This window comes from Winogradskyella marina, from assembly GCF_015645385.1.
Taxonomy (GTDB): Bacteria; Bacteroidota; Bacteroidia; order Flavobacteriales; family Flavobacteriaceae; genus Winogradskyella; species Winogradskyella marina.
Map to the genome: position 1 here is coordinate 725473 of NZ_JADOET010000001.1, position 22916 is coordinate 748388.

The following is a 22916-nucleotide window of genomic DNA, read 5'->3' on the forward strand; positions in this document are numbered from 1 at the left end:
ATAAAATATTAACTATGCGCTTATTAAAAATTCTTTTTCTTTTTGTTGCTTTTCAAGTTTCAGCCCAACAAGGTGGTATGTGGATTCCTTCACTTTTAGAAGGCATGAACGAAGACGAAATGCAAAGTTTGGGTAGTAAATTAACGGCTCAAGATATTTACGATGTTAACAATTCTAGCTTAAAAGATGCCATTGGTCATTTTAATGGTGGTTGTACTAGTGAAGTGATTTCAGACCAAGGTTTAATCCTTACCAATCACCATTGTGGATACAGCCAAATTCAATCGCATTCCTCTTTAGAAAACGATTATTTAAAAGATGGTTTTTGGGCCATGACTAAAGACGAAGAATTACCTAACGAAGGTTTATTCATTGAATTTATTGTAAGTATACACGATGTATCTGATGTGGTTTTAAAAGGTATAACCGATAGCATGACTGAAAAAGAGAAGCAATCTCAAATTTCTAAAAACAGTAATGCTGCCATGAAAACCTGGCCAAGAGAATCGTGGCAAGATGTAAAAACAAAAGCCTTTTATGAAGGTAATCAATACTTCCTTTTCGTCACAGAGCGTTTTGAAGATATCCGTTTGGTGGGTGCTCCTCCAACTAGTATTGGAAAATTTGGAAGTGACACTGATAACTGGGTGTTTCCACGACATACCGGTGACTTTTCATTATTTAGAATATATGCCGATGAAAATAACCGTCCGGCAAAATACAGTAAGGATAACAAACCTTACACACCAAAACACTACCTTCCAGTATCATTAGATGGTGTAGAAGAAGGAGATTTTACTATGGTTTTTGGTTTTCCAGGGACTACAGAAGAATATCTTCCGGCTGTTGCCATTGAGCATATTACTAAAGAGTTTAACCCAACCAATATTGCTATTAGAGAAGCTGCTTTACAAGTCATTGATGAAAAAATGAAATCAAGTGACGAAGTACGAATCAAGTATGCGTCTAAACAAGCTAGGATTGCTAACTCTTGGAAACGATGGATTGGGGTTAATTTAGGTATCGAAAAAAGTAATGCTGTAGAACAACGTAGAGCCTTTGAAGCTACATTCACAAAAGCCTTAAAAGAAAAAGGATTAGAAGATAAATACGGCCATATTCTACCAGAATTTGATAAGTTATACAAAGATTTTGCCGCTATAAATATTAAGCGCCGAAACTTTATAGAAGTGTTTTTAACCACCAATGAGTTGATGCAAATGACTTTTAGAGCTTATCAAGTAGAACAAGCTTTAATTGAAAACCCTGCAATACTTGAAAGAGGAAAAGAAGTTTTAACGGGCCAATTAAGAGGTATTCATAAAAACTACGATGCAGATTTAGACAAAGGTGTCTATAAAAATGTCATGCCACTTTATACGGATAATGTAGATGCTTCTATTTATAAAAAAACAGCCTTTACTAATTTAGATTCCGCTTTACAATTATTAGAAGGTGATGCGGAAACCGTGATAAAAAATCTTAACAATGATGCGGCCTATGCTTATGCTAAACCTATTATCGCTGAGTTTTTTGAAACGATTAATCCAGAATACGAAGATAAAAACACACCAATTACAGCCTTACAAACACAATACATGACGGCCTTAATGGAAGCATTACCTGAAGAACGTTACTTCCCAGATGCTAACAGTACACTGCGTGTTACTTACGGACAAGTTAGAGGCTATTCGCCAAGAGATGCTGTATATTACAGTCCGGTGAGTTACTTAGATGGTGTCATTGAAAAATACGTTCCTGGCGATTATGAATTTGATGTCCCACAAAAACTGATTGAGTTATACGAATCTAAAGATTATGGTCAATATGCTGACAGCAACGGAAAAGTACCGGTTTGTTTCTTAGGAACCAATCATACCACAGGTGGTAATTCTGGAAGTCCTGCCATTGATGCACATGGAAACTTAGTGGGTTTAAACTTTGACCGCGTTTGGGAAGGGACTATGAGTGACATGAATTACGACCCAGAAATCTGCCGTAACATCATGGTCGATTTACGTTATGTGCTTTTTATTATTGATAAATATGCTGGTGCACAACATTTAATTGATGAGATGGAATTAGTACATCCTAAGACTGATGGCTCTAAGTCTAAGAAAAAGAAGAGGAATAAACGTAAGAAACGTAGTTAGTTAGCAGTTAACAGCTATTATTAGAAACGAAATTTATTAGACCTCATCGTTTTTTAACGGTGAAGTTTTTTTGTGTTTGACATTTTCGCTTCTCGATACAATTCCTCATTCTTCGGAATCACTCGAAGTGACACTCTGATTTCACATTAAATGTAAAGAACAAAAAAATCCCAAACATTGCTGCTTGGGATTTGAGATTTAATTATTGGAATTTAGACTAAGAGATTCCTGCTTTCGCAGGAATTTGTTAGTATCTGTAATGCTCAGGCTTATAAGGTCCTTCAACCTTAACACCAATATAATCAGCTTGATATTCTGCTAATTCGGTAAGCTCAACACCAATTTTTTCTAAGTGTAATTTTGCTACTTTTTCATCTAAATGCTTTGGTAACATATACACATCATTCTCGTACTTGTCACTGTTTTTCCAAAGTTCAATTTGTGCTAAGGTTTGGTTGGTAAACGAGTTACTCATTACAAAACTTGGATGACCTGTTGCACAACCTAAGTTTACTAAACGACCTTCAGCAAGAACGATAATATCATTACCATTCACATTGTATTTATCAACTTGTGGCTTAATGGTGTCTTTAGTATTACCATGCGTTTTGTTTAACCAATCCATTTGGATTTCGTTATCAAAGTGTCCAATGTTACAAACAATAGTTTTGTCTTTCATGGCCTCAAAATGCTCAGCTCTAACGATATCTTTGTTTCCAGTAGTTGTAATAACAATATCAGAGTTACCAACAACAGTTTCTAATTTCTTCACTTCAAAACCGTCCATTGCCGCTTGTAAAGCACAAATTGGGTCAATTTCTGTAACCGTAACAATAGAACCAGCACCTTTAAAAGAAGCAGCAGTTCCTTTACCAACATCACCATAACCACAAACCGTTACACGTTTTCCGGCTAACATAATATCAGTTGCTCTACGAATCGCATCTACTGCGGATTCTTTACAACCATATTTATTATCAAACTTAGATTTTGTTACAGAATCATTAACGTTAATAGCTGGCATAGTTAAAGTACCATTTTTAACTCGCTCGTATAATCTATGAACTCCAGTAGTTGTTTCTTCAGACAATCCTTTAATTCCAGCAGATAACTCTGGGTATTTATCTAAAACCATGTTGGTTAAATCACCACCATCATCTAAAATCATGTTTAATGGCTTACGATCTTCACCAAAGAATAAGGTTTGTTCTATACACCAATCAAATTCTTCTTCAGATAATCCTTTCCATGCATAAACTGCAGTTCCTGCAGCAGCAATGGCAGCAGCAGCCTGATCTTGCGTAGAGAAAATATTACAAGAACTCCAAGTCACTTCTGCACCTAAAGCTTGTAACGTTTCTATTAAAACCGCAGTTTGGATCGTCATATGCAAACATCCTGCAATACGTGCACCTTTTAAAGGTTGCTCGTTTTTATATTCTTCACGCAAACTCATTAAGCCTGGCATTTCTGCTTCAGCCAATTCAATCTCTTTTCTTCCCCAAGCCGCAAGCGACATATCTTTTACCTTATTAGGTACGTAAGCAACTGTTTTTGTACTCATATCTTTTTCTTTGTTTTTATATTTTAAAACGCCTTTGGGTTTAACACTTAAATAGTTAAATTCGCTACATCAAAAATGCCAAATTCGCCTTAGGCGATGCAAAGATAATCATTATCATTAACAATTCTAAATGCCACTATATAAATCCATTAGTGTAAATTCACAAACTACTGTTAAAATCTGGAAGATTGAAGAATCGTACGACTCTCTATTTCAGCCTTTAGATTTAAAACCACAAAGTTTAAAGCGCGTTTTAGGTATGAAAAGTGAACTACACCAACGTGGCTTTTTGAGTGTAAGACATTTGCTGCATGAGTTTGGTTATACCGATCAAGATTTGTTCTATGACGATAACGGAAAACCTCATCTTAAAGACGGAAAGCACATTTCAATTACGCATTCGTTTACATTTTCAGGCATTATAGTGAGTGATAAAGAAGTGGGAATTGATATTGAAAAACAACGTGAAAAAATAAAAATCATAGCTCATAAGTTTGTAGACTATGAGTTCAGTTATTTAAACACCATAGATGAAGATTCCATTAGAAGATTAACCGTGATTTGGGGCATTAAAGAATCACTTTATAAACTTTTTGCGACACCAGGCATGTTATTTAAAGAGCATTTTTTAGTGATTCCGTTTATGGTTGAAGATGGAAAAACCGTAGCTTGGATAGATTATAAAGGTAAAAAATACAGATATACAACAGCGTTTTTAGAATTTGAAGGATTTACTTGTGCCTATGTCGTTCCGTAATGAATAGTATTTACCAAAATATAATAACGTCAAGTGCTAAAAATGAAAAACTTTTGGCTGTATTAATCGATCCTGATAAGATGACCTTATATGCCGTTTCAGGATTTATCTCTAAAGTGAATCAATCTATAGCAACCCATATTTTTGTCGGAGGTAGCGAGGTTGATAAAGGCGTAACTGAAACTTTGGTTATTGAGATAAAAAAACACACAAAGCTACCTGTTGTTTTATTTCCAGGTGATGTGATTCAGATTACGGATAAAGCTGATGGTATTTTGTTTTTATCATTAATTTCTGGTCGGAATCCAGATTATTTAATTGGTAAACAAGTAGAGGCTGTTCCTAAATTGGCAACAACTAATCTTGAAATCATTCCAACAGGCTATTTGCTTATAAAGAATGAAAAAGAAACATCTGTTGAGCGTGTCAGTAAAACAAACCCAATACAACGAAAAGATATTCAAACCATAAAAGACACAGCAAAAGCCGGAGAATTATTAGGCATGAAATTAATATATCTCGAAGCCGGAAGTGGAGCCACACATGCTATTGAGTCTAATATCATTTCAGAAGTTAAACAACAATTACACATACCATTAATTGTAGGAGGTGGTATTAGAGCTAAAACCGAATTAGAATCGGCTTACAAAGCTGGAGCAGATTTGGTTGTTATCGGAACAGCTTTTGAAGACGATGACACTTTTTTTGACAATTTACAAAAGTAAATTGTCATGCTGAACTCGTTTCTGCATCTTAACTAGTTCCTGCAAGGTTTTAAAAACCTTGTAGGTATAATAAATTAAAAAGCTTACCGCTTTGGCGGCAAATAGTATGGAAATATCAGTAGATTTAACACTTTCGCCATTACAAGATGATTATGAAAAGCATGTCATCAATTTTATAAAAGCCTTACGCAATTCGAAATTCAAAGTTTTAGAAAACCCATTAAGCACGCAAATATTTGGAAATTACGACGAATTAATGCCCTTTTTAACACAAGAAATAAAACGTTCTTTTGAAGATGTGGATATTTCTGTCTTAACTATGAAAGTGGTTAAAACCAATAGAAGTGATTATGAGCCACATTTTTAATTTCTTTTTCGGACAGTATGCCGACTATCAAACCATAGATATTGTCTTAGAAATTGTAGCTGTAATATTTGGGTTTCTATCAGTTTTGTTCTCTAAGAAGAATAACATTTTAGTATTCCCAACAGGTATGATTAGCACCTGTATTTTTGTGTATTTATTATTAAAATGGCAACTTTTAGGAGACATGATGATTAATGCTTACTACTTTATAATGAGCGTTTTTGGTTGGTATGTCTGGACTCGAAAAGCAGATGGACAACCTGAAAACCCAATCTCTAGAACCACTAAAAGGGAAACAAAAATAAGCATCGCAATTTTTATAGCAACGCTTCTTTTTGTTTTTATAGTTTATAAAACATTTGACAAATGGACGGGTTGGGTTGCGTATGTAGATACGGTTACAACGGCAACCTTTTTTGTTGGTATGTGGTTAATGGCAAAACGTAAAATAGAAAATTGGATCTATTGGATTATTGGTGATCTTATCTCTATTCCTTTGTATTTTTATAAAGGGTTTACGTTCACCAGTTTTCAATATTTAGGATTTACACTAATAGCCATATTTGGATATTTAGCATGGAAGAAGCACTTAAACAACAACCTTCAAACTGCATAAAAGTAGTTTTATTTGGGCCTGAATCTACAGGAAAAACAACCTTATCTCGGCAATTAGCGAGACATTACCATTCGGTTTGGGTGCCAGAATATGCACGCGTGTACCTACAAGATAAGTGGAATAACGAGCGTAAAACTTGTGAACCTAAGGATTTACTTCCAATTGCCATTGGGCAAATAAAACTCGAAAACGAATTGGCACAAAAAACCGACTCTGTTTTAATTTGCGATACAGATCTGCTTGAAACTAAAGTTTATAGCGAAGCCTATTACCAAGGTACATGTGACCCGATTTTAGAAACATATGCTCTAAAAAATTCTTATGATCTTTACTTTTTAACTTATATTGACACGCCTTGGGAAGCAGATGACCTAAGAGACAAGCCCAATGAACGTAAACGTATGTTTAACGCTTTTGAATCCGCTTTAAAAACCTATAATAAACCTTATATACTTTTAAAAGGAAATAAAAAGGAGCGCTTAGAGTTAGCTGTTAAGCATATCGACAAATTATTAATAAGCAAAACATGAGTTTTACCGAAAACGACATTATTCAAATAGAATCTCACGACTTAACTTTAACTGCCGTTAGAAAGCAAATCGAAATTTTTGAAACAGGAATTCCGCATACAAATATTTCTGATGCTGCCACGTTGAATCATGGGATTATACCCTTAAATGATGCTAGTATTAAGGAATATACCGAAACTTTTGAAGCTGAAAAAGATAAAAAGTCGATATTAAAATTTGTTCCAGCTTCAGGAGCTGCAACTAGAATGTTTAAGTTTTTGTTCCGATTTGTTGAAGAATACAATGCAAATGAACAATCTCTTAATTCATACATCAATAAAACCAATTTAAGAGAGCTTTCTCTATTTATGGTTGGTTTAGAAAAGTTTCCGTTTTACCACCAAGTCTTGAAATTGCTCAAGTCTAAAGGGATTGCGTATGAAACCTTATCTAATCAAGAAAAAATATGGCATTTTTCTAAAGCTATGTTAGATGAAAATCAACTTAATTTTGGAAATCAACCTAAAGGATTATTACCATTTCACGATTATAAAAACAATCATATTTCTACTGCTTTTGAAGAGCATTTATATGAAGCTGCATTATACGCATCGAGCAATGGTGTAGCGAAACTTCATTTTACAATTTCTGAAGTTTACAAGAACAAGTTTACTCAAGAGTTTAAAAGTATTCAGAGTCAGATTGAAGAAAACACAGGAGTAAAATTCGATATTTCGTTCTCATACCAACAACAGTCAACAGATACCATAGCGGTAACTTTAAAGGATAGACCATTTAGAGACTCTAAAGGTGCGTTATTGTTCAGACCTTCTGGACATGGTGCTTTACTAAAGAACTTAAATGCTTTAGATGCTGATATTATTTTTGTGAAGAATATAGATAATGTAGTAGTATATAAGTACAAGGAGGAAGTGGCAACCTATAAAAAAGTATTGGCAGGAATTCTTCTAAAATTACAATCAAAAGCATTCGAATATTTACACCAATTAGACTCAGAAGAAGTTTCAGAAGCTACTTTAAGTGCTATCGAAAACTTTTTAACATCTGAATTAAGCATCAAAATATCAGATGAATATAAAAAATATGCCGACCGTTATAAAATTGAATACCTCCAAGAAAAACTAAATCGGCCAATTAGAATTTGTGGAATGGTTAAAAATGAAGGTGAACCTGGAGGAGGTCCTTTTTGGGTAAAAGACCATAAATCTAATCAATCACTTCAAATTGTTGAGTCGGCTCAAATCAATTTAGACGACCCAAAACAAGAAAACATTCTTAAAAATGCCACGCATTTTAATCCCGTAGATTTAGTCTGTGGCGTAAAAAATTATAAAGGAGAAAAATTTGATTTAGAACAATATGTCGATCATAATGCATCATTTATCACCAAAAAAACGAAGAACGGTAAAGATTTAAAAGCCTTAGAATTACCTGGTCTTTGGAATGGCAGTATGGCAGATTGGACCACTATTTTTGTCGAAGTTCCAATTATCACATTTAACCCAGTAAAAACCGTCAATGATTTATTAAAAACACCACACCAAACCAAATAATTGTGGACACAGAGTTACTTAAATCTGAATTAAACTATAAATACGTTCGAAGCTCTGGCAGTGGAGGCCAACATGTAAATAAGGTCTCTTCTAAAGCAGAATTATACTTTGACCTTAAAAACTCAGCCGTATTTAACGACGACGAAAAACAAAAACTATTAGAATTCTTCACTAATAGATTGACTAAAGACGCTATTTTAATTCTCGCTTGTGACGAAAGCCGAAGCCAGTTTAGAAATAAAGCTTTGGTGACTCAGCGGTTTATAGAATTAATTCAAGAAGGATTAAAGGAAAACAAAAAAAGAATTCCCACCAGAATTCCTAGAAAAGCCAAAAAGAAACGTTTAAAAAATAAGCGTATTACTGCTGAAAAAAAGGCGAATCGGAAGCCACCAAAAGTAGATTAAATCCCAAAATTAAAAAATCAACTCCCAATGTACTCACGCTAAGTATCAGTGCCGCAAATCTGTACGATTACCCCTTCCTTTTTCTTTGTTGTATTCAAAAAAAAATTAGTATTCATTATTCTAAAATCTAAAATCTATTATATCTTTGCCGCGTTCTCAATAAAGGGGTGCCTATTATCGGCTGAGATCATACCCATTGAACCTAGAACAGGTAATGCTGTTTAGGAAGCGAGCTTAAAGAAAATGTCCTGAGGACATTTTTAGCGCGTGCGATAAGGTTATCAATGTTTATTTTTTTACTTCTGAATCTTGATATACTTTAATATTCATGTATAGATTCAAAATAAAAAATAACATGTAACTTAAGTACTTGCTTGTAGCTCAAAAACATATTTATTAACCCAGAATAATGACCTCTTTTTATTCGATTATAATACTATAGTCGTATGAAATTTTTATTCAACAATCTCTCAAAAAAAAGTAGGCAGAGATTATCACTTTCAATTGCATTTTTAGGAATTTGTTCAGTTTATGGACAAGAAAAACAACAAGATTCTACTAAAGTTGAAAAACTAGACGAAGTTCTTGTTAAAGCCGTCCGTGTAGACGCAAAGTCACCAATTACACATAGTAATGTGACTAAAGAAGACTTGGAAAAACGTAATTTAGGGCAAGACATTCCGATGTTACTTAACTTTTTACCTTCGGTAGTAACCACAACAGATGCTGGTGCAGGAGTTGGTTACACAGGTATTAGAGTGCGTGGAGTTAGCTCACAATCTACCAACATTACTATAAACGGTATTCCTTATAATGATGCCGAATCCTTAGGGACATTTTGGGTGAATCTTGGTGACTTCGCATCCTCTACAGAAAGCTTACAACTGCAACGTGGTGTGGGAACTTCAACCAATGGTTCTGGTGCTTTTGGTGCGAGTATTAATGTTTTAACAGATGCCATTTCTAAAGACGCTTCTGGTGAAATTGCTAATTCCTTTGGAAGTTATAATACGAGAAAACACACCGTTAAGTTTAGCACAGGATTGCTAAATGATCATATAGAAATTGCTGGTCGTTTATCTAATATAGCTTCAGATGGTTATATAGATCGTGCTTCGGCAGATTTAAAATCTTACTTTTTACAAGGGTCTTATGTTGATGATAATACCTTAATAAAAGCCATTACTTTTGGTGGTAAGGAAGTCACATATCAAGCTTGGAATGGTCTTGAAGATTTAGACAAATTAGAAAACGACCGAACCTATAATACTGCTGGCGAATACACTGATAATAATGGCGACACACAGTTTTATGATAATGAAGTTGATGACTACAAACAAGATCATTACCAGTTGCACTGGAATCAGCGTTACGACAACCAATGGTCTACCACATTAGGTTTAAACTACACCAAAGGTCAAGGTTTTTTTGAGCAATATAAAGACGATGAAGATTTTAGCGATTATGGTCTAGAACCACTAGAATTTAATGGTGAAATAATAGATGAAACGGATTTAATTAGAAGACGTTGGTTAGATAACGATTTTTATGTCATAAACGCCAACGTGAATTATAAAGCGAATAATTTAGATTTATTATTTGGAGGTTCATTTAGTCACTACGATGGCGATCATTTTGGTGAAGTGATTTGGTCAGAATACGCAAGCCAGACCGAAATTAGAGATCGTTATTATGATGGAAATAGTTTAAAAAATGACTTGTCTTTATTTTCAAAAGCGAATTATAGATTAAATGAAAAAATAAGTCTGTTTGGAGATCTACAAGTTAGGAACGTCACCTATAAAACCACAGGAACAACATCTGATATTGTAGAATTTGCAATAGATAAGGATTTTACTTTTTTCAATCCAAAAGCCGGAATCACCTATTCATTAAATACAGGTAATGATCTCTACTTCTCTTACGCTAGAGCCAACAGAGAACCAAACCGAACTGATTTTGAAACCGATGAAAACATAAAACCAGAACAACTTAATGATTTTGAATTGGGTTGGAGACACAAAAAAGGCAACTTTATATTTAACGCCAACGCGTATTACATGTTTTACAATCAGCAATTGGTATTGTCTGGTCGTTTAGATGATGTTGGAAATCCAATACGAACAAATAGCGGAGAAAGTTACCGTTTAGGTTTAGAACTGGAAGCAATAATTCCGGTGAGCTCTCAACTGACTTTACAACCTAACATGACACTTAGTTCTAATAAAAACAATGAGACTGTTATTTCATTTGATGACGAATTACAAAATTTGGGTAAAACAGACATCTCATTTTCACCAAGTATAGTGGCTTCAAATGCTATTGTTTTCCAACCTATTGACAAGCTTCAAATGGCCTTGTTAAGCAAGTTTGTTGGTGAACAATATATGAGTAATACGGAAGCCGACTTGTCTAAATTAGATAGTTTCTTTATCAATGATTTCAACATTAATTATACTTTAAAAACAGCTTCAATTTTCGACGAAATTATATTTTCAGGTTTAGTCAATAATATATTTAATGTAGAATATGTGTCTAATGGTTATTATTACACCTATGACGATACTTGGTCAAGTCCAACTAGTGTAACCACTATTGAAGGTGCTGGATTTTATCCACAAGCCACAACAAACTTTTTAGTTGGAGTGACTATGAAATTTTAATCGCTTACATAATATGTATTATTTCCGATAGCTTCAACTCTGTATGGCTTTAATGTACAGGGTTGAGGATTATCGTTTAAGGGTGTACCAGTTATTAAACTATACTCATTACCATCTTCGCAACCACAAACGGCATTTAAACCGACAATGGTTAAAGAAGAACAAGACGAAGGCGTATGGCTAGGATCTGCACCATCCCAAGCTAAAATAGAATCTGCATTGGTTCTAACTAAGATAATTCCTCTATTACCAAACCCTTCTACTCTAACCGCATTTACAGGAAATAAAAGTTGATTATACTGAGGAAGATTAAGATTTACCGTTAGGTTAACACCAACATCTAGCAAGAAGTTACAGTTGTATTTTGGATCATTTTTACTACAACCAAAAATAACCACACAACTAAGTATTAAAAATAATTTCTTCACAGCTCTATTTTTTTAATGTTTTGAAATTTAGTAGATTAAAACAAAAAAACGTTTTAACCCACGAGAATGCTCGCTTTGCTTAATCAATTTTTAAATTATTAACATTCTTAATGCATTTTAACTTCAAAATTTGAAGCGCAATTTACTATTAATTAAACAATACCGTAAATATTTTATATATTTGCATAGTAATCTCGTCAGCGCGAGGTTTTTTTTATGCTAACATTATAATTACACTATAACAAACTTCTAAGAAGCACAAAATATCTACTGTTATTTTTGAGCCTGTCTGATTTTCGGACGGGCTCAAAAATGATAAAGAATTTGCTTTTTAGAACGTGTTATATTTAAAACGATTAAATTATGAGTAAAGTATCTTATTACACAGCTGAAGGTTTAAAAAAATTAAGAGACGAATTAAGCCAACTTAAAGATGTGGAACGTCCTAAAGCATCACAAGCAATTGCAGAAGCTAGAGACAAAGGTGATTTAAGTGAAAATGCAGAATATGATGCTGCAAAAGAAGCACAAGGTATGCTAGAAATGAAGATTTCTAAAATGGAAGAAATTTTATCTGGAGCACGCGTTATAGATGAGTCGCAATTAGATTTAACTAAAGCTTTAGCACTTTCTAAAGTTAAAATTAAAAACCAAGTGAATGGTATGGAAATGACCTACACTTTGGTTGCGGAAAGTGAAGCCGATTTAGCTTCGGGAAAAATCTCTGTGAATTCGCCTATAGGTAAAGGTTTATTAGGCAAATCTGTTGGAGATGTTGCCGAAATACAAGTACCAAGTGGTATTATGAAATTTGATGTTTTAGAAATTTCGAGATAAGACCTTCTGTGACTTATGCTGAACACGTTTTAGCAAAGCTGTAATCTCAGCAATTATTAATAAAAAGATTCCTCGTTAAAAGGAATCTTTTTATATTTATATTTAAACTAGAATCAAGACCGCTGCGCTTTTAGAACAAAGAATAAAGACTTCATACCTAAAGTGACACCATTATGGTTAATAATTAGCACGAAACATTGGTTTTACTAATAGCTTAATTAAACACTAAATATAATCAAGAAACATGGCAACACTCTTCACAAAAATAATTTCTGGCGAATTACCATCCTATAAAGTCGCTGAAACTGAAGATTTCTTTGCGTTTTTAGACATTAACCCAAATTCTAAAGGCCATACACTTTGCATTCCTAAAAAAGAAGTGGATAAAATCTTTGACTTAGACGAAGCTACGTATATGGCATTGATGAAATTTTCGCGTCGTGTTGCATTGGCTTTAGAAAAAGCGGTACCATGCGAACGTATTGGTATGTCTGTCATTGGTCTAGAAGTACCTCATGTTCATGTGCATTTAATTCCGTTGCACACTATGGACGATGCTCGTTTTACCAATAAGCAAACCGTAACACCCGAAGAGTTTAAAGCCTTAGCTAAAAAAATAGGATCGTTTTTATAAGATTCCTAACGCAAATAATACGATTACTAGTAAAACAACAACACTAGAAATAAGCAAAGCCCAAGCCATTGGTTTTAGTTTGGTAGACTTCTGTTTCATTTTAAGTCCTCTGTTGTGATAATCTACGACACGTTCAATATCATCTGTCCAACGAATTGGAAATATTTGAACTTCACAATTTAAACATCGTAATTGACAATTGGTTTCGTCCGTTATAGCTTTGTAAAGCTTAGTTTCAATTAGTTTTTGTTTAAAGGTAATTTCTAAACTATCATTAGAATAACATTCAGGACAGTTATTACCTATCCTAGCTTCCTTTAATGTGAAAAATCGCGACGAATCCATGCTCAAATTTAAACTAAAAATTTGATTTTATTATTTAAGGTCTAGTTTTTAGACATTGGTCATACATAAGAACCACTGTTATTGATGAATTTCTTAGATGGTCTCTTTTAAAAAACACCTTATATAAACCTATTGAGATTCTTCGCTCCGCTTAGAATGACATTTAAACCTGTATCAATAAAATTTGTATTGTAGTACCATTATTAATTTCAGAAGACAAGACTTTAATTTTTCCTTTATGGTAGTCTTCCACAATTCGTTTTGCTAAAGACAGTCCAAGTCCCCAACCACGTTTTTTGGTCGTATAACCAGGTTCAAAAATTTTAGTAAACAACGACTTCGGAATTCCTTTTCCGGTATCTGATATATTAATGAATACTTTACTTTCTATCTGTGTTAATTCTAGTTTTAAATCGCCTTTACCTTTCATGGCATCGATGGCATTTTTCACTAAATTTTCAATGGTCCAACTAAAAAGTTGTTCGTTTAATTTAACCGGAATTGCTCTTTCGGGAAGTACAATTTCAAAATTAATTAACTTAGATGATCTCGATTTTAAATAGTCATAAGACGACTTCGTAACATCAACAATATCCATTGTTTTTAAGGTTGGAGCAGATCCTATTTTACTAAAACGCTCTGTTATGGTTTGAAGCCTATCAATGTCTTTTTCAATTTCTACAATGTAATCTGGATTTACATTTTCAGTTTTTAAAATTTCGGTCCAACCTACAAGCGACGATAAAGGAGTCCCAATTTGATGCGCTGTTTCCTTTGCCATACCTGTCCAGAGTTTATTTTGTTCTGCAATTTTTGAACTTCGGTAAAAGAAATAAACAACAGCTGCAAAGAGCAATATAATGAGCAATAAAGCTAAAGGATAATATTTTAATTTATTTAATAAAGGTGAGTTGCCATAATATACAGTAGAAAAAATTTCATCCTTGTATCTTATTTGAATTGGTTCATTTTCACTTTTAAATTTTTCAATTAATTGAATAAGGTAAAGTGAATCCTGCGCTTTTTCTTCATCAATATTATTATATCCCAAACTCCCATCCTTTGAAACATTAATCATTGGTGTTGTTGTATTGCTTGATAAAATAGATAATGGCAATTCTCCAATATCTGTATTTAAATCTAACGTCTTGCTCAACTCTTTTTGAGCTAAGGACCAAGTTTTCATTTTAGAACGCTCTTCGGCTTTAAAATTTTGAAAAAACGTATAGGTATTCCAAAGAATAAGGGAAATAATAATAAAAGAGGATGCTATAATAATCCAACGGATTACATTTCGGTTGTAGCTAAAAGTCATTAGTTGGGTTTAAATCATTTTAAATATAATGTAAAATTGTTAATATTATTGTTCTTAGTTATCTCCAAAATACTTTTGTCTCCAATTCAATATAATTATATTTGTTGAAAATCAGCAAACTACATGGCTTCATTTGACCCTAAAGATCTTACAACTGGCACTTTACATGGCTATTTACTAAGTGCTGTTGCACCAAGACCAATTGCATTTGCTAGTACAGTTGATGCCAACGGAAATCCAAATTTATCGCCATTTAGCTTTTTTAACGTGTTTAGCGCTAATCCCCCGATTTTGGTTTTTTCACCTGCAAGGCGTGTTAGAGATAATACCACAAAACATACATTGCATAATGTAGAAGCCACTAAAGAAGTAGTAATTAATGTGGTAAATTATGATATTGTACATCAAACATCCTTAGCAAGTACAGAATACCCTGAAGGCACCAATGAGTTTGAAAAATCTGGATTATCCATGTTAGCGTCAGATAAGGTAAAGCCTTTTAGAGTAGCAGAATCACCTATACAATTAGAATGTAAGGTAAACGATATTATTCAATTGGGAACTGAAGGAGGCGCCGGAAATTTAGTGATTTGTGAAGTGGTAAAACTTCATATTTCAGAAGAAGTTCTAAACGACGATCAAACCATAAATCAAAACGCTTTAGATTTGGTCGCAAGAGCTGGAGGCAGTTATTACAGTAGAGCAAACAAAGGTTTTTTTGAAATTCCTAAACCGTTAAAGAATATGGGAATTGGTGTAGACAATATGCCAGAACATGTAAAAAACAGCATGATCTTAACAGGAAACAATCTTGGAATGCTTGCTAACGTAGAAGCTTTGCCAAATAAAGATGACGTGAGTAAATTTGTTGAAGATATTAGTGAGCGCTATCCAGACATTAAAATAGCTTCTCACAGAGAAAAACACAAGTTAGCTCAAAATTATTTGAGCTATGGAGACGTAGAAAGTGCTTGGAAGTTATTACTTTCGTAGCCTCAAAAAAATTAAGAATAAAATAAATTATAGATTAAGCAAAAATGGAAGTACAAGGACGAATTAAAATGGTAGGAGAGACTCAAACTTTTGGTAGTAACGGGTTTAGAAAAAGAGAAGTTGTAGTAACTACAGAAGAGCAATATCCACAACATATTATGGTGGAATTTGTTCAAGATAAAACAGAGTTATTAAACAACTATAAAGAAGGTCAGCAGGTAAAAATTAACATAAACCTTAGAGGAAGAGAATGGGTAAACCCACAAGGTGAAACGAAATACTTTAACTCTATACAAGGTTGGAGAATTGAAGCTTTACAAGCGCAAGCGCCAAGTGAAGGTATGCCTCCTGTACCACCAACAGAAGCTTTTGAACCAGTAAGTGATTTAAAAGATGATGATAACGATGATTTACCTTTCTAACCAGAAAGATTAAACACATATAGTAAAAAGATCTGTTTTTTAAATTTTAAAAACAGGTCTTTTTCTTTTTTAGTTATTTAGTTATTTAGTTAAAATTGAAATATGGTTTTAGCTTTTGCCTTGATAATTAATTTTTTATCAACTTATTAAAAAATTCAACCATAAACTACAGCACTTAAATTTGAATTCTATTTAAAACGATGCACTTTTTAACTCAAAAAATTGAATTCCCAGAGGTATCTGAAGCTTCTGCTGATGGACTTCTAGCTATTGGAGGAGATTTGTCACCAGAGCGTTTACTTTACGCCTATTCAAAAGGTATATTTCCGTGGTTTCAAGATGATGAACCAATACTTTGGTGGTCGCCAGATCCACGATTTGTTTTGTTCCCTGAAGATTTAAAGGTGTCTAAAAGCATGAAACAGGTTTTAAAAAAATCAACGTTTCAGGTTACCACAAACAAAGCTTTTAAGGCTGTTGTAGAAAACTGTGCAAATGTAAAACGCAATGATCAGTATGGCACATGGATTACAGATGATATGATTAACGCTTACCTAAAGTTACATGAACTCGGTTATGCCAAATCTATTGAAGTCTGGCAAAACGATGAACTTGTCGGTGGATTATATGGTATTGAAGTTAATGATACTGTTTTCTGTGGCGAAAGTATGTTTGCTAAAGTGAGTAATGCCAGTAAAGCGGGTTTTATAACATATATTCAAAATTCTAATTACAAATTAATTGATTGTCAATTACACACCAAACACCTCGAAAGTTTAGGAGCAAAACATATCTCACGCATTGAGTTTCTAGATTTTATTAAACCTCATGGTATCTAAAACACGAGACCTCATGGTCATTCACCATACCTGTGGCTTGCATATGTGCGTATATCACAGTGGAACCTACAAATTTAAAACCACGCTTTTTTAAATCCTTACTTATGGCATCACTTAACGGTGTATTTCCTGGAGCTTCTTTATAGTTTTTAATTGTATTCTTTATGGGTTTCCCATCTACAAAATCCCATATATATTTTGAAAACGACCCAAACTCTTCCTGAATCTTTACAAAAGCTTCGGCATTAGTTATCGTTGCTTTTACTTTCAACTTATTCCTTATGATACCTGCATCTTGTAATAAGTCTTCAACTTTTGAAGCGTCATACTTTACAATTGTATTATAATCGAAATTATCAAAAGCCTTTCTAAAATTCTCTCGCTTTTTTAGAACCGTAATCCAGCTTAAACCAGCCTGAAAGGTTTCTAAAATTAAAAACTCAAATAAGGTCGCATCATCATATACCGGAACTCCCCATTCTTCATCGTGATAGGCTTCATATAACGGATCACCAACACACCAACCACATCTCTGTTTTTTCATACTGTAAGGAAATTAAATTAGTGCTACTAATGTAACAACAGTTGCACAATAAACAGCAACAGATTCTTATTTTTGTTATATGAATACAGAGACACTTACTTTAAACGATATTATTTCAGAAAGTCTAAAAAATAGTATGACTTATGCTGAATATAGAGCCTTAGTTACAACTTTAGTAGAAGAGCAATCTGCAACCGGAAACGATAAATCGGAAGCTATTGTTGCATATACCCAACTAAACGATAGACGTATGAGACGTTGGGATAAAACTGCAAAAGTTGCTGACGCTACAAAATCTACAATTGAGAATTTTGATAAAAAAGTAACATGGTTGGTTATTTCTGAAAGTTGGTGTGGTGATGCTGCACATGTAATGCCGATACTTAATAAAGTGGCAGAACTCAATGATGCTATAGATTATAAAATTGTACTCAGAGATGACAACGAAGCGCTTATGGATCAGTTTTTAACTAATGGAGGGAAATCTATACCTAAGTTAATTATGTTAGATTCTGAAACCAATACTGTTTTAAACACCTATGGACCACGACCTACAGTTGCAACAAACATGGTGCAAGCTTATAAGGCTGAGCATGGTATGTTAACACCAGAATTTAAAGAAGATTTACAGCGTTGGTATAATAAAGATAAAGGCCAATCTACTATTGAAGACTTGGTTAACTTATTAAAATAACAACTAAAATCAAGTAGCTAACATAAGCGCTAGGTAAAGTTAAAAAAGGTCGCAAATTCAACTATTTCCCTTTAAACAAAAACGTAATGGTGCCTAATTGTTCGTTTTTGTCTGAGGTGTCAAACTGAACCGTTTCGGCATAAGAAATAGCATGATTTATTAAACACTGGTTGTTAGAATTAGAAGATCCATTGATATAAGCATCAATAACATCTCCTGACGCATTAACTCTAATACTCACTACTATTTTCCCACCAGTTTCGCATAAATATCGTGGTGTTTTATAATGCGCTAGAGTTCTACCTTTTAATGAATAGGTAAGTGTGCTTTTTGTTTTGGCGTGTTCGTCTGCTTGTTTTTTGTTGTTAAGACGTTGTTTTAACGCTTCTTGTAGTTTTTTATACGATTGTGTTTCGTCAGAATTTAAGGCATATGCATTACTACCTGAATAGGTTTTAGTAATACTCGTTTCCTCCTGTACCTCACTTGCCTTAGCTTCTGCCATGGCTTTTGTAGTGCGTTCAAAATCATTAGCGTCAACAGTTTTAAAGTTGCGCATCATTTCTTTGTATTCCTGATCTTCGTTAAATGCTTTGTTGGTAGATTCACCGTTGATATCTTCAATCTCCTGAAGCTCTTCTTTTGTGATTTCAGGCTCTGGTTCCATAAGGTAATAACTCTCAGTTACTAAGTCATCTTGGATCTTTAACTGAAGACTAAACATACCAAAAACTACAATTCCTACTAAAAGAAATGTAATTATTGCGGCTTTATGTTTATCAACAAAATTCAGTTTAAAATAGTTTTAGTCTATTAATAGATACGAATATAATGAAGAAAAAGTTTAAGTACCCATCATAAACCCGTGTTAAATCAAGCTTTAGAAGGCAAATTGGCTATAAAAGCTTCGGGAGTAAGAGCATCTTCAACTTTAAAATCACCTATACGAGTGCGACGTAATGACGCTAAATGTGCTCCAGAATTCAAAGCTTTTCCAAAATCGTTTGCCAAGGATCTAATGTAAGTTCCTTTGCTACAAACCACTCTAAAATGTAACTCTAAACCACTTATTTTTGTGATTTCAAATTCTGTAATTTCTACTTGTCTCGATTTTACCTCAACCTCCTCACCTGCTCTTGCAAATTCGTACAAACGTTTTCCGTCTTTTTTAATCGCAGAAAACACTGGTGGAAATTGGTCTATTTTACCAATAAATTGTTGGGTGGTAGAATAAATTAATTCCTCTGTAATATGATCTGTTGGAAAGGTTTCATTGACCTCAGTTTCTAAATCAAAAGACGGAGTTGTGCCACCTAAAGCAAAAGTCCCTGTATATTCCTTTTCTTGACCTTGAAACGTATTAATTTGCTTGGTCATTTTACCTGTACAAATCACTAACAAACCTGTTGCCAAAGGATCTAAAGTACCAGCATGACCTACTTTAATTTTTTTAATACTGAAAGCTTGTCGTATAGACCAGCGCAATTTATTAACGGCCTGAAAAGACGTCCATGTTAGTGGCTTATCAATTAATAAGACTTGTCCGGTTTTATAATCTTCTTCTGTTTTCATTTATACTAGAGACCAAATTATAGCAATAAGACCAACAACGACGCAGTAGATAGCAAAATAAGATAATTTACTTTTTTTCACCAAAGCAATCATCCAAGTACAAGCAAATAAACCTGCGACAAATGCAGCAATAAATCCAACACCTAAAGCGGTAACATTAGAACTATCATAAGTTAATTCTCCACCTAAAAGGTCTTTCGCAATTTTACCAAAAATAAGAGGGACAACCATTAAGAAAGAGAATCGTGCTGCTTTAGTTTTATCATTACCTAATAATACAGAGGTAGAAATTGTAGCTCCAGATCTCGATATACCTGGTAGCATTGCAATAGCTTGAGAAATACCAATTACAAACGCATTAGAAAAAGATACTTTTTTCTGTGTGTCTTTCGCTTTGTCTGCTAAGAAAAGTAAAACCGCTGTAACAATAAGCATACATCCTACAAGCAAAATATTTCCGTTAAAGAGTTGTTCTAATTCTTCTTCAAAAAAGACTCCAACAATAACTGCTGGTACCATGGATAAGGCGATTTTTGAAATAAACTGAAGATCTTCATTCCATTCAAATTTTAAAACTCCTTTTATAATTAGAAGAATATCCTTTCTAAAAATAACCATAGTACTTAATGCTGTGGCAAAATGAAGGACAACTGTAAATAACAAACTTTCTTTTGGTACAGAATTATCGCCAAGAATGGCTTTTCCTATTTCTAAGTGACCACTTGATGATACCGGTAAAAACTCAGTGAGACCTTGGATAATCCCTAAAATAATTGCATCTATAATTTCCATGAGGTAAAAGTATCAATTAAGAGAGTGATACGCTGTAAATGTATATAAAAAATGAATTATTTTTTTACGCCCTTTTTAGGATTTAAAAGAATAGCATAAACTTGAATACCAAAACCAATTAATACAAGTGTTGGTGCTAAACGGATACGTCTCCAGTTATAAATAGATTCATCAAAAACATTAGGATCGTCACTACCACCACCAGACATTAGGATAAACCCAACAACAATAAATGCTAAACCTATAAATAAGAATTTATAATTTTTCTTTCCGAAAATGAATTCAGATGTATTGTCTTCCTTACGTTTTTGTTCTCCCATAATCTTTAAGCTATGCTTTAATACGTTGCAAAGTAACAGATTTATTTATAAATATAAGTTCACATTAGTATTTTCCTAACATCTAGTAATACAAATGATCTGTCTTTAGGTTTAAGAAACGTTGCGTGGCGATAAATGTACTAATCCAAGTGATTAGAATGCCTAAAAGGAAAATACCAACAAATAATCCAATAATTAGCATTGAGTTCTTCAGTAATTCCAATTCTGGAAACGTTAGGTCTAAATAGTACAATACAATTGCCATTCCTCCTAAGGCGACAAGTGCACCAATAATACCAAGTTGTACACTTTTCCAAACAAAAGGTCGTCGGATAAAAGATTTGGTTGCACCAACCATTTGCATTGTTTTTATGATAAATCGTTTTGAATAAACGGCTAAACGAATAGAACTATTAATCAATAACACAGCAATTAACGTAAACAAACCACTAATAATTAATACCCAAAACGTAATTTTTTTAACGTTATCATTCATGAGTTCTACAAGATCATTATCGTATCTTACTTCTTCAATAAACGCTTTATTGGAAAGGCCTTCTGTAATTTCAGTTAATTTTTCAGTGGTAACAAACTCTGCATTCAAATGAACATCTATCGAATTCTTTAATGGATTGTAACCCACAAAATCCATAAAATCTTCACCTGTTTCAGCTTTCATATACTCAGCTGCTTCTTCTTTTGAGACATACAACGCATCCTTGGTATAATCTGCCATTGCTAAACTCTTTTTTAGCTGGTTGACTTCTACCTCTTTTGCGGTATCATTTAAATAAATAGTCATCACTACCTGCTCTTTAAAGTGATCTGCTACTTTTTTAGAGTTGATAACCAATAGACCTAAACAGCCTAGTAGAAACAAAACCAAAGCGATACTGATCACTACAGAGACGTAAGACGATATAAGTTTACGTTTTTGATATTTGTCAAAAGATGATGCCATGAATACATGTAGATTTATGCTGTAAAAATAATAAAGAATTTGCTTATGTTTACTATAACAACGGCTAAGTTTTAATAGTGTTGTAAATGACATTAAAAAGTATATGAATGATTATAAATGACATCCTTTTTTATAACACACTAACACTGAAAGATTTAAAATTTTATGATTTTTCAATTTTCGCATGGCATAGTTTTTGTCAAATCTTCAACAATCAATAAAAACCATAAAAATCAATTATTATGAAAAAATTATGTTTTGTAGCATTACTTGCTACTTTAGGATTCACCCAACAATCTAATGCTCAAGATATTGAATTTGGAGCCAAAGCCGGACTAAATATTTCTAACTTTACAGGAGGTGATGCAGACAGAAATAGCCTCGTCGGATTTCATGTAGGATTCATTTCTGAAATTCCATTAAGTGAAAAATTTTCACTTCAACCAGAACTTTTATACTCAACACAAGGCTCAGAAGCTCAAGATGTGGTAAAAATAAAAGTCGATTATTTAGCTATTCCTGTTATGGCAAAATACTATTTAACTGAAGGTTTTAGCTTAGAGGTAGGACCACAATTTTCTTTTCTCGTAAATGACAAAGCTGAGTACATAGATAGCGATTTACCCGATGCCGATACAGATGCGTCTAGTGTAGATATCGGAGCCAATGTAGGTCTTGGTTATAATCTTAACTCAAAACTATTTGTGCAAGCACGTTATAACTTCGGGATTTCAACGGTTGCAGAGAATCCAGATATTACTAATAGTGTTTTTCAAGTTGGTTTGGGATACAAATTTTAATCTACCGGAACATAAACCTACTACAAGCATCTTGTCTAAAACAAGGTGCTTTTTCTTTTATAATTCCTATTGATTTTAAAATAGG

At 33.5% G+C, this 22916-nt stretch carries 26 protein-coding genes; 16 read left to right on the top strand and 10 right to left on the bottom strand.

Features of this window, described 5'->3' with window-relative positions; all coding sequences use genetic code 11:
- Positions 1-14 precede the first annotated feature (14 nt).
- Positions 15-2153 (top strand): S46 family peptidase, encoded by a 2139-nt coding sequence (locus tag ITJ86_RS02975; RefSeq protein ID WP_195870109.1) that lies wholly within the window; start codon positions 15-17, stop codon positions 2151-2153.
- A 247-nt stretch (positions 2154-2400) separates the two neighbouring features.
- Here ITJ86_RS02975 and ahcY read toward each other — a convergent pair whose 3' ends face one another.
- Entirely contained in the window at positions 2401-3717 is a 1317-nt protein-coding gene (gene ahcY / locus ITJ86_RS02980; RefSeq protein WP_195870110.1) for an adenosylhomocysteinase, read from the bottom strand.
- Between the two features lie 130 nt (positions 3718-3847).
- Between ahcY and ITJ86_RS02985 the strand changes: the two genes are divergently transcribed.
- The 8 genes from ITJ86_RS02985 to ITJ86_RS03020 all read left to right on the top strand — a co-directional run bounded on the left by ITJ86_RS02985 (position 3848) and on the right by ITJ86_RS03020 (position 11335).
- Positions 3848-4474: a 4'-phosphopantetheinyl transferase family protein gene (locus ITJ86_RS02985; RefSeq protein ID WP_195870111.1), complete on the top strand. Its 627-nt coding sequence runs from the start codon at positions 3848-3850 to the stop codon at positions 4472-4474.
- Entirely contained in the window at positions 4474-5199 is a 726-nt protein-coding gene (locus ITJ86_RS02990) for a geranylgeranylglyceryl/heptaprenylglyceryl phosphate synthase (RefSeq protein WP_195870112.1), read from the top strand. Before ITJ86_RS02985 ends, ITJ86_RS02990 begins: the two co-directional genes overlap by 1 nt.
- Positions 5200-5305: 106 nt before the next feature.
- Positions 5306-5566 (top strand): hypothetical protein, encoded by a 261-nt coding sequence (locus ITJ86_RS02995; RefSeq protein ID WP_195870175.1) that lies wholly within the window; start codon positions 5306-5308, stop codon positions 5564-5566.
- Positions 5550-6182, top strand: a complete 633-nt coding sequence (gene pnuC / locus ITJ86_RS03000; RefSeq protein ID WP_195870113.1) for a nicotinamide riboside transporter PnuC — start codon at positions 5550-5552, stop codon at positions 6180-6182. The genes ITJ86_RS02995 and pnuC overlap by 17 nt, the downstream gene beginning before the upstream one ends.
- Positions 6143-6712: an AAA family ATPase gene (locus tag ITJ86_RS03005; protein WP_195870114.1), complete on the top strand. Its 570-nt coding sequence runs from the start codon at positions 6143-6145 to the stop codon at positions 6710-6712. Before pnuC ends, ITJ86_RS03005 begins: the two co-directional genes overlap by 40 nt.
- Complete coding sequence (locus ITJ86_RS03010) at positions 6709-8265, top strand: DUF4301 family protein (RefSeq protein WP_195870115.1); 1557 nt, start codon at positions 6709-6711, stop codon at positions 8263-8265. Before ITJ86_RS03005 ends, ITJ86_RS03010 begins: the two co-directional genes overlap by 4 nt.
- Positions 8266-8267: 2 nt before the next feature.
- Positions 8268-8672, top strand: coding sequence for an alternative ribosome rescue aminoacyl-tRNA hydrolase ArfB (gene arfB / locus ITJ86_RS03015; RefSeq protein WP_195870116.1), 405 nt, complete (start codon positions 8268-8270; stop codon positions 8670-8672).
- Between the two features lie 446 nt (positions 8673-9118).
- Complete coding sequence (locus ITJ86_RS03020) at positions 9119-11335, top strand: TonB-dependent receptor (protein WP_195870117.1); 2217 nt, start codon at positions 9119-9121, stop codon at positions 11333-11335.
- Here ITJ86_RS03020 and ITJ86_RS03025 read toward each other — a convergent pair.
- Positions 11332-11763, bottom strand: a complete 432-nt coding sequence (locus tag ITJ86_RS03025) for a hypothetical protein (RefSeq protein ID WP_195870118.1) — start codon at positions 11761-11763, stop codon at positions 11332-11334. The genes ITJ86_RS03020 and ITJ86_RS03025 overlap by 4 nt on opposite strands.
- A 363-nt stretch (positions 11764-12126) precedes the next feature.
- Here ITJ86_RS03025 and greA point away from each other — a divergent pair, with 363 nt between their 5' ends.
- Positions 12127-12600 carry a transcription elongation factor GreA gene (gene greA, locus ITJ86_RS03030; RefSeq protein ID WP_195870119.1) on the top strand — a complete coding sequence of 158 codons (474 nt, stop codon included), beginning with the start codon at positions 12127-12129 and terminating at the stop codon, positions 12598-12600.
- 244 nt (positions 12601-12844) lie between these two features.
- The gene (locus ITJ86_RS03035) at positions 12845-13234 is read left to right on the top strand and encodes an HIT family protein (protein WP_195870120.1); all 390 of its coding nucleotides are present in this window, start codon (positions 12845-12847) and stop codon (positions 13232-13234) included.
- Here ITJ86_RS03035 and ITJ86_RS03040 read toward each other — a convergent pair.
- Both ITJ86_RS03040 and ITJ86_RS03045 read right to left on the bottom strand, forming a co-directional pair.
- Positions 13229-13579 (bottom strand): hypothetical protein, encoded by a 351-nt coding sequence (locus tag ITJ86_RS03040; RefSeq protein WP_195870121.1) that lies wholly within the window; start codon positions 13577-13579, stop codon positions 13229-13231. The two genes, ITJ86_RS03035 and ITJ86_RS03040, sit on opposite strands and share 6 nt — an antisense overlap.
- A gap of 163 nt (positions 13580-13742) precedes the next feature.
- Entirely contained in the window at positions 13743-14894 is a 1152-nt protein-coding gene (locus tag ITJ86_RS03045) for a sensor histidine kinase (RefSeq protein ID WP_195870122.1), read from the bottom strand.
- A gap of 123 nt (positions 14895-15017) precedes the next feature.
- Between ITJ86_RS03045 and ITJ86_RS03050 the strand changes: the two genes are divergently transcribed.
- The 3 genes from ITJ86_RS03050 to aat all read left to right on the top strand — a co-directional run bounded on the left by ITJ86_RS03050 (position 15018) and on the right by aat (position 17148).
- Positions 15018-15887 (top strand): flavin reductase family protein, encoded by an 870-nt coding sequence (locus tag ITJ86_RS03050; protein WP_195870123.1) that lies wholly within the window; start codon positions 15018-15020, stop codon positions 15885-15887.
- Between the two features lie 44 nt (positions 15888-15931).
- Positions 15932-16309: a DUF3127 domain-containing protein gene (locus ITJ86_RS03055; protein WP_195870124.1), complete on the top strand. Its 378-nt coding sequence runs from the start codon at positions 15932-15934 to the stop codon at positions 16307-16309.
- Between the two features lie 200 nt (positions 16310-16509).
- Positions 16510-17148 carry a leucyl/phenylalanyl-tRNA--protein transferase gene (aat, locus tag ITJ86_RS03060; protein ID WP_195870125.1) on the top strand — a complete coding sequence of 213 codons (639 nt, stop codon included), beginning with the start codon at positions 16510-16512 and terminating at the stop codon, positions 17146-17148.
- Here the strand turns inward: aat and ITJ86_RS03065 are convergent.
- Positions 17129-17692, bottom strand: a complete 564-nt coding sequence (locus ITJ86_RS03065; protein ID WP_195870126.1) for a DNA-3-methyladenine glycosylase I — start codon at positions 17690-17692, stop codon at positions 17129-17131. The genes aat and ITJ86_RS03065 overlap by 20 nt on opposite strands.
- Before the next feature lie 79 nt (positions 17693-17771).
- Between ITJ86_RS03065 and ITJ86_RS03070 the strand changes: the two genes are divergently transcribed.
- Positions 17772-18386: a thioredoxin family protein gene (locus tag ITJ86_RS03070; protein ID WP_195870127.1), complete on the top strand. Its 615-nt coding sequence runs from the start codon at positions 17772-17774 to the stop codon at positions 18384-18386.
- A gap of 61 nt (positions 18387-18447) precedes the next feature.
- On the opposite strand, the gene ITJ86_RS03075 is transcribed toward ITJ86_RS03070, so the two are convergent.
- The 5 genes from ITJ86_RS03075 to ITJ86_RS03095 all read right to left on the bottom strand — a co-directional run bounded on the left by ITJ86_RS03075 (position 18448) and on the right by ITJ86_RS03095 (position 22031).
- A complete protein-coding gene (locus tag ITJ86_RS03075) occupies positions 18448-19110 on the bottom strand; it encodes a hypothetical protein (RefSeq protein WP_195870128.1) in 663 nt (220 codons plus the stop codon).
- Positions 19111-19259: 149 nt separating this feature from the next.
- Positions 19260-19958, bottom strand: a complete 699-nt coding sequence (gene truB, locus ITJ86_RS03080; protein WP_195870129.1) for a tRNA pseudouridine(55) synthase TruB — start codon at positions 19956-19958, stop codon at positions 19260-19262.
- Positions 19959-20750 (bottom strand): undecaprenyl-diphosphate phosphatase, encoded by a 792-nt coding sequence (locus tag ITJ86_RS03085; protein WP_195870130.1) that lies wholly within the window; start codon positions 20748-20750, stop codon positions 19959-19961.
- A gap of 56 nt (positions 20751-20806) precedes the next feature.
- On the bottom strand, positions 20807-21070 hold the full coding sequence (locus ITJ86_RS03090) for a DUF3098 domain-containing protein (protein ID WP_195870131.1): 264 nt from the start codon (positions 21068-21070) through the stop codon (positions 20807-20809).
- Between the two features lie 82 nt (positions 21071-21152).
- Complete coding sequence (locus tag ITJ86_RS03095; protein WP_195870132.1) at positions 21153-22031, bottom strand: cell division protein FtsX; 879 nt, start codon at positions 22029-22031, stop codon at positions 21153-21155.
- A 242-nt stretch (positions 22032-22273) separates the two neighbouring features.
- Between ITJ86_RS03095 and ITJ86_RS03100 the strand changes: the two genes are divergently transcribed.
- Positions 22274-22831, top strand: coding sequence for a porin family protein (locus ITJ86_RS03100; protein ID WP_195870133.1), 558 nt, complete (start codon positions 22274-22276; stop codon positions 22829-22831).
- Positions 22832-22916 lie beyond the last annotated feature (85 nt).

Coding starts and splice junctions, on each gene's coding strand:
- ITJ86_RS02975 (WP_195870109.1), top strand. CDS start 15: ATGCGCTTATTAAAAATTCTTTTTCTTTTTGTTGCTTTTCAAGTTTCA.
- ahcY (WP_195870110.1), bottom strand. CDS start 3,717: ATGAGTACAAAAACAGTTGCTTACGTACCTAATAAGGTAAAAGATATG.
- ITJ86_RS02985 (WP_195870111.1), top strand. CDS start 3,848: ATGCCACTATATAAATCCATTAGTGTAAATTCACAAACTACTGTTAAA.
- ITJ86_RS02990 (WP_195870112.1), top strand. CDS start 4,474: ATGAATAGTATTTACCAAAATATAATAACGTCAAGTGCTAAAAATGAA.
- ITJ86_RS02995 (WP_195870175.1), top strand. CDS start 5,306: ATGGAAATATCAGTAGATTTAACACTTTCGCCATTACAAGATGATTAT.
- pnuC (WP_195870113.1), top strand. CDS start 5,550: ATGAGCCACATTTTTAATTTCTTTTTCGGACAGTATGCCGACTATCAA.
- ITJ86_RS03005 (WP_195870114.1), top strand. CDS start 6,143: ATGGAAGAAGCACTTAAACAACAACCTTCAAACTGCATAAAAGTAGTT.
- ITJ86_RS03010 (WP_195870115.1), top strand. CDS start 6,709: ATGAGTTTTACCGAAAACGACATTATTCAAATAGAATCTCACGACTTA.
- ITJ86_RS03020 (WP_195870117.1), top strand. CDS start 9,119: ATGAAATTTTTATTCAACAATCTCTCAAAAAAAAGTAGGCAGAGATTA.
- greA (WP_195870119.1), top strand. CDS start 12,127: ATGAGTAAAGTATCTTATTACACAGCTGAAGGTTTAAAAAAATTAAGA.
- ITJ86_RS03035 (WP_195870120.1), top strand. CDS start 12,845: ATGGCAACACTCTTCACAAAAATAATTTCTGGCGAATTACCATCCTAT.
- ITJ86_RS03040 (WP_195870121.1), bottom strand. CDS start 13,579: ATGGATTCGTCGCGATTTTTCACATTAAAGGAAGCTAGGATAGGTAAT.
- ITJ86_RS03045 (WP_195870122.1), bottom strand. CDS start 14,894: ATGACTTTTAGCTACAACCGAAATGTAATCCGTTGGATTATTATAGCA.
- ITJ86_RS03050 (WP_195870123.1), top strand. CDS start 15,018: ATGGCTTCATTTGACCCTAAAGATCTTACAACTGGCACTTTACATGGC.
- ITJ86_RS03055 (WP_195870124.1), top strand. CDS start 15,932: ATGGAAGTACAAGGACGAATTAAAATGGTAGGAGAGACTCAAACTTTT.
- aat (WP_195870125.1), top strand. CDS start 16,510: ATGCACTTTTTAACTCAAAAAATTGAATTCCCAGAGGTATCTGAAGCT.
- ITJ86_RS03065 (WP_195870126.1), bottom strand. CDS start 17,692: ATGAAAAAACAGAGATGTGGTTGGTGTGTTGGTGATCCGTTATATGAA.
- ITJ86_RS03070 (WP_195870127.1), top strand. CDS start 17,772: ATGAATACAGAGACACTTACTTTAAACGATATTATTTCAGAAAGTCTA.
- ITJ86_RS03075 (WP_195870128.1), bottom strand. CDS start 19,110: ATGTTTAGTCTTCAGTTAAAGATCCAAGATGACTTAGTAACTGAGAGT.
- truB (WP_195870129.1), bottom strand. CDS start 19,958: ATGAAAACAGAAGAAGATTATAAAACCGGACAAGTCTTATTAATTGAT.
- ITJ86_RS03085 (WP_195870130.1), bottom strand. CDS start 20,750: ATGGAAATTATAGATGCAATTATTTTAGGGATTATCCAAGGTCTCACT.
- ITJ86_RS03090 (WP_195870131.1), bottom strand. CDS start 21,070: ATGGGAGAACAAAAACGTAAGGAAGACAATACATCTGAATTCATTTTC.
- ITJ86_RS03095 (WP_195870132.1), bottom strand. CDS start 22,031: ATGGCATCATCTTTTGACAAATATCAAAAACGTAAACTTATATCGTCT.
- ITJ86_RS03100 (WP_195870133.1), top strand. CDS start 22,274: ATGAAAAAATTATGTTTTGTAGCATTACTTGCTACTTTAGGATTCACC.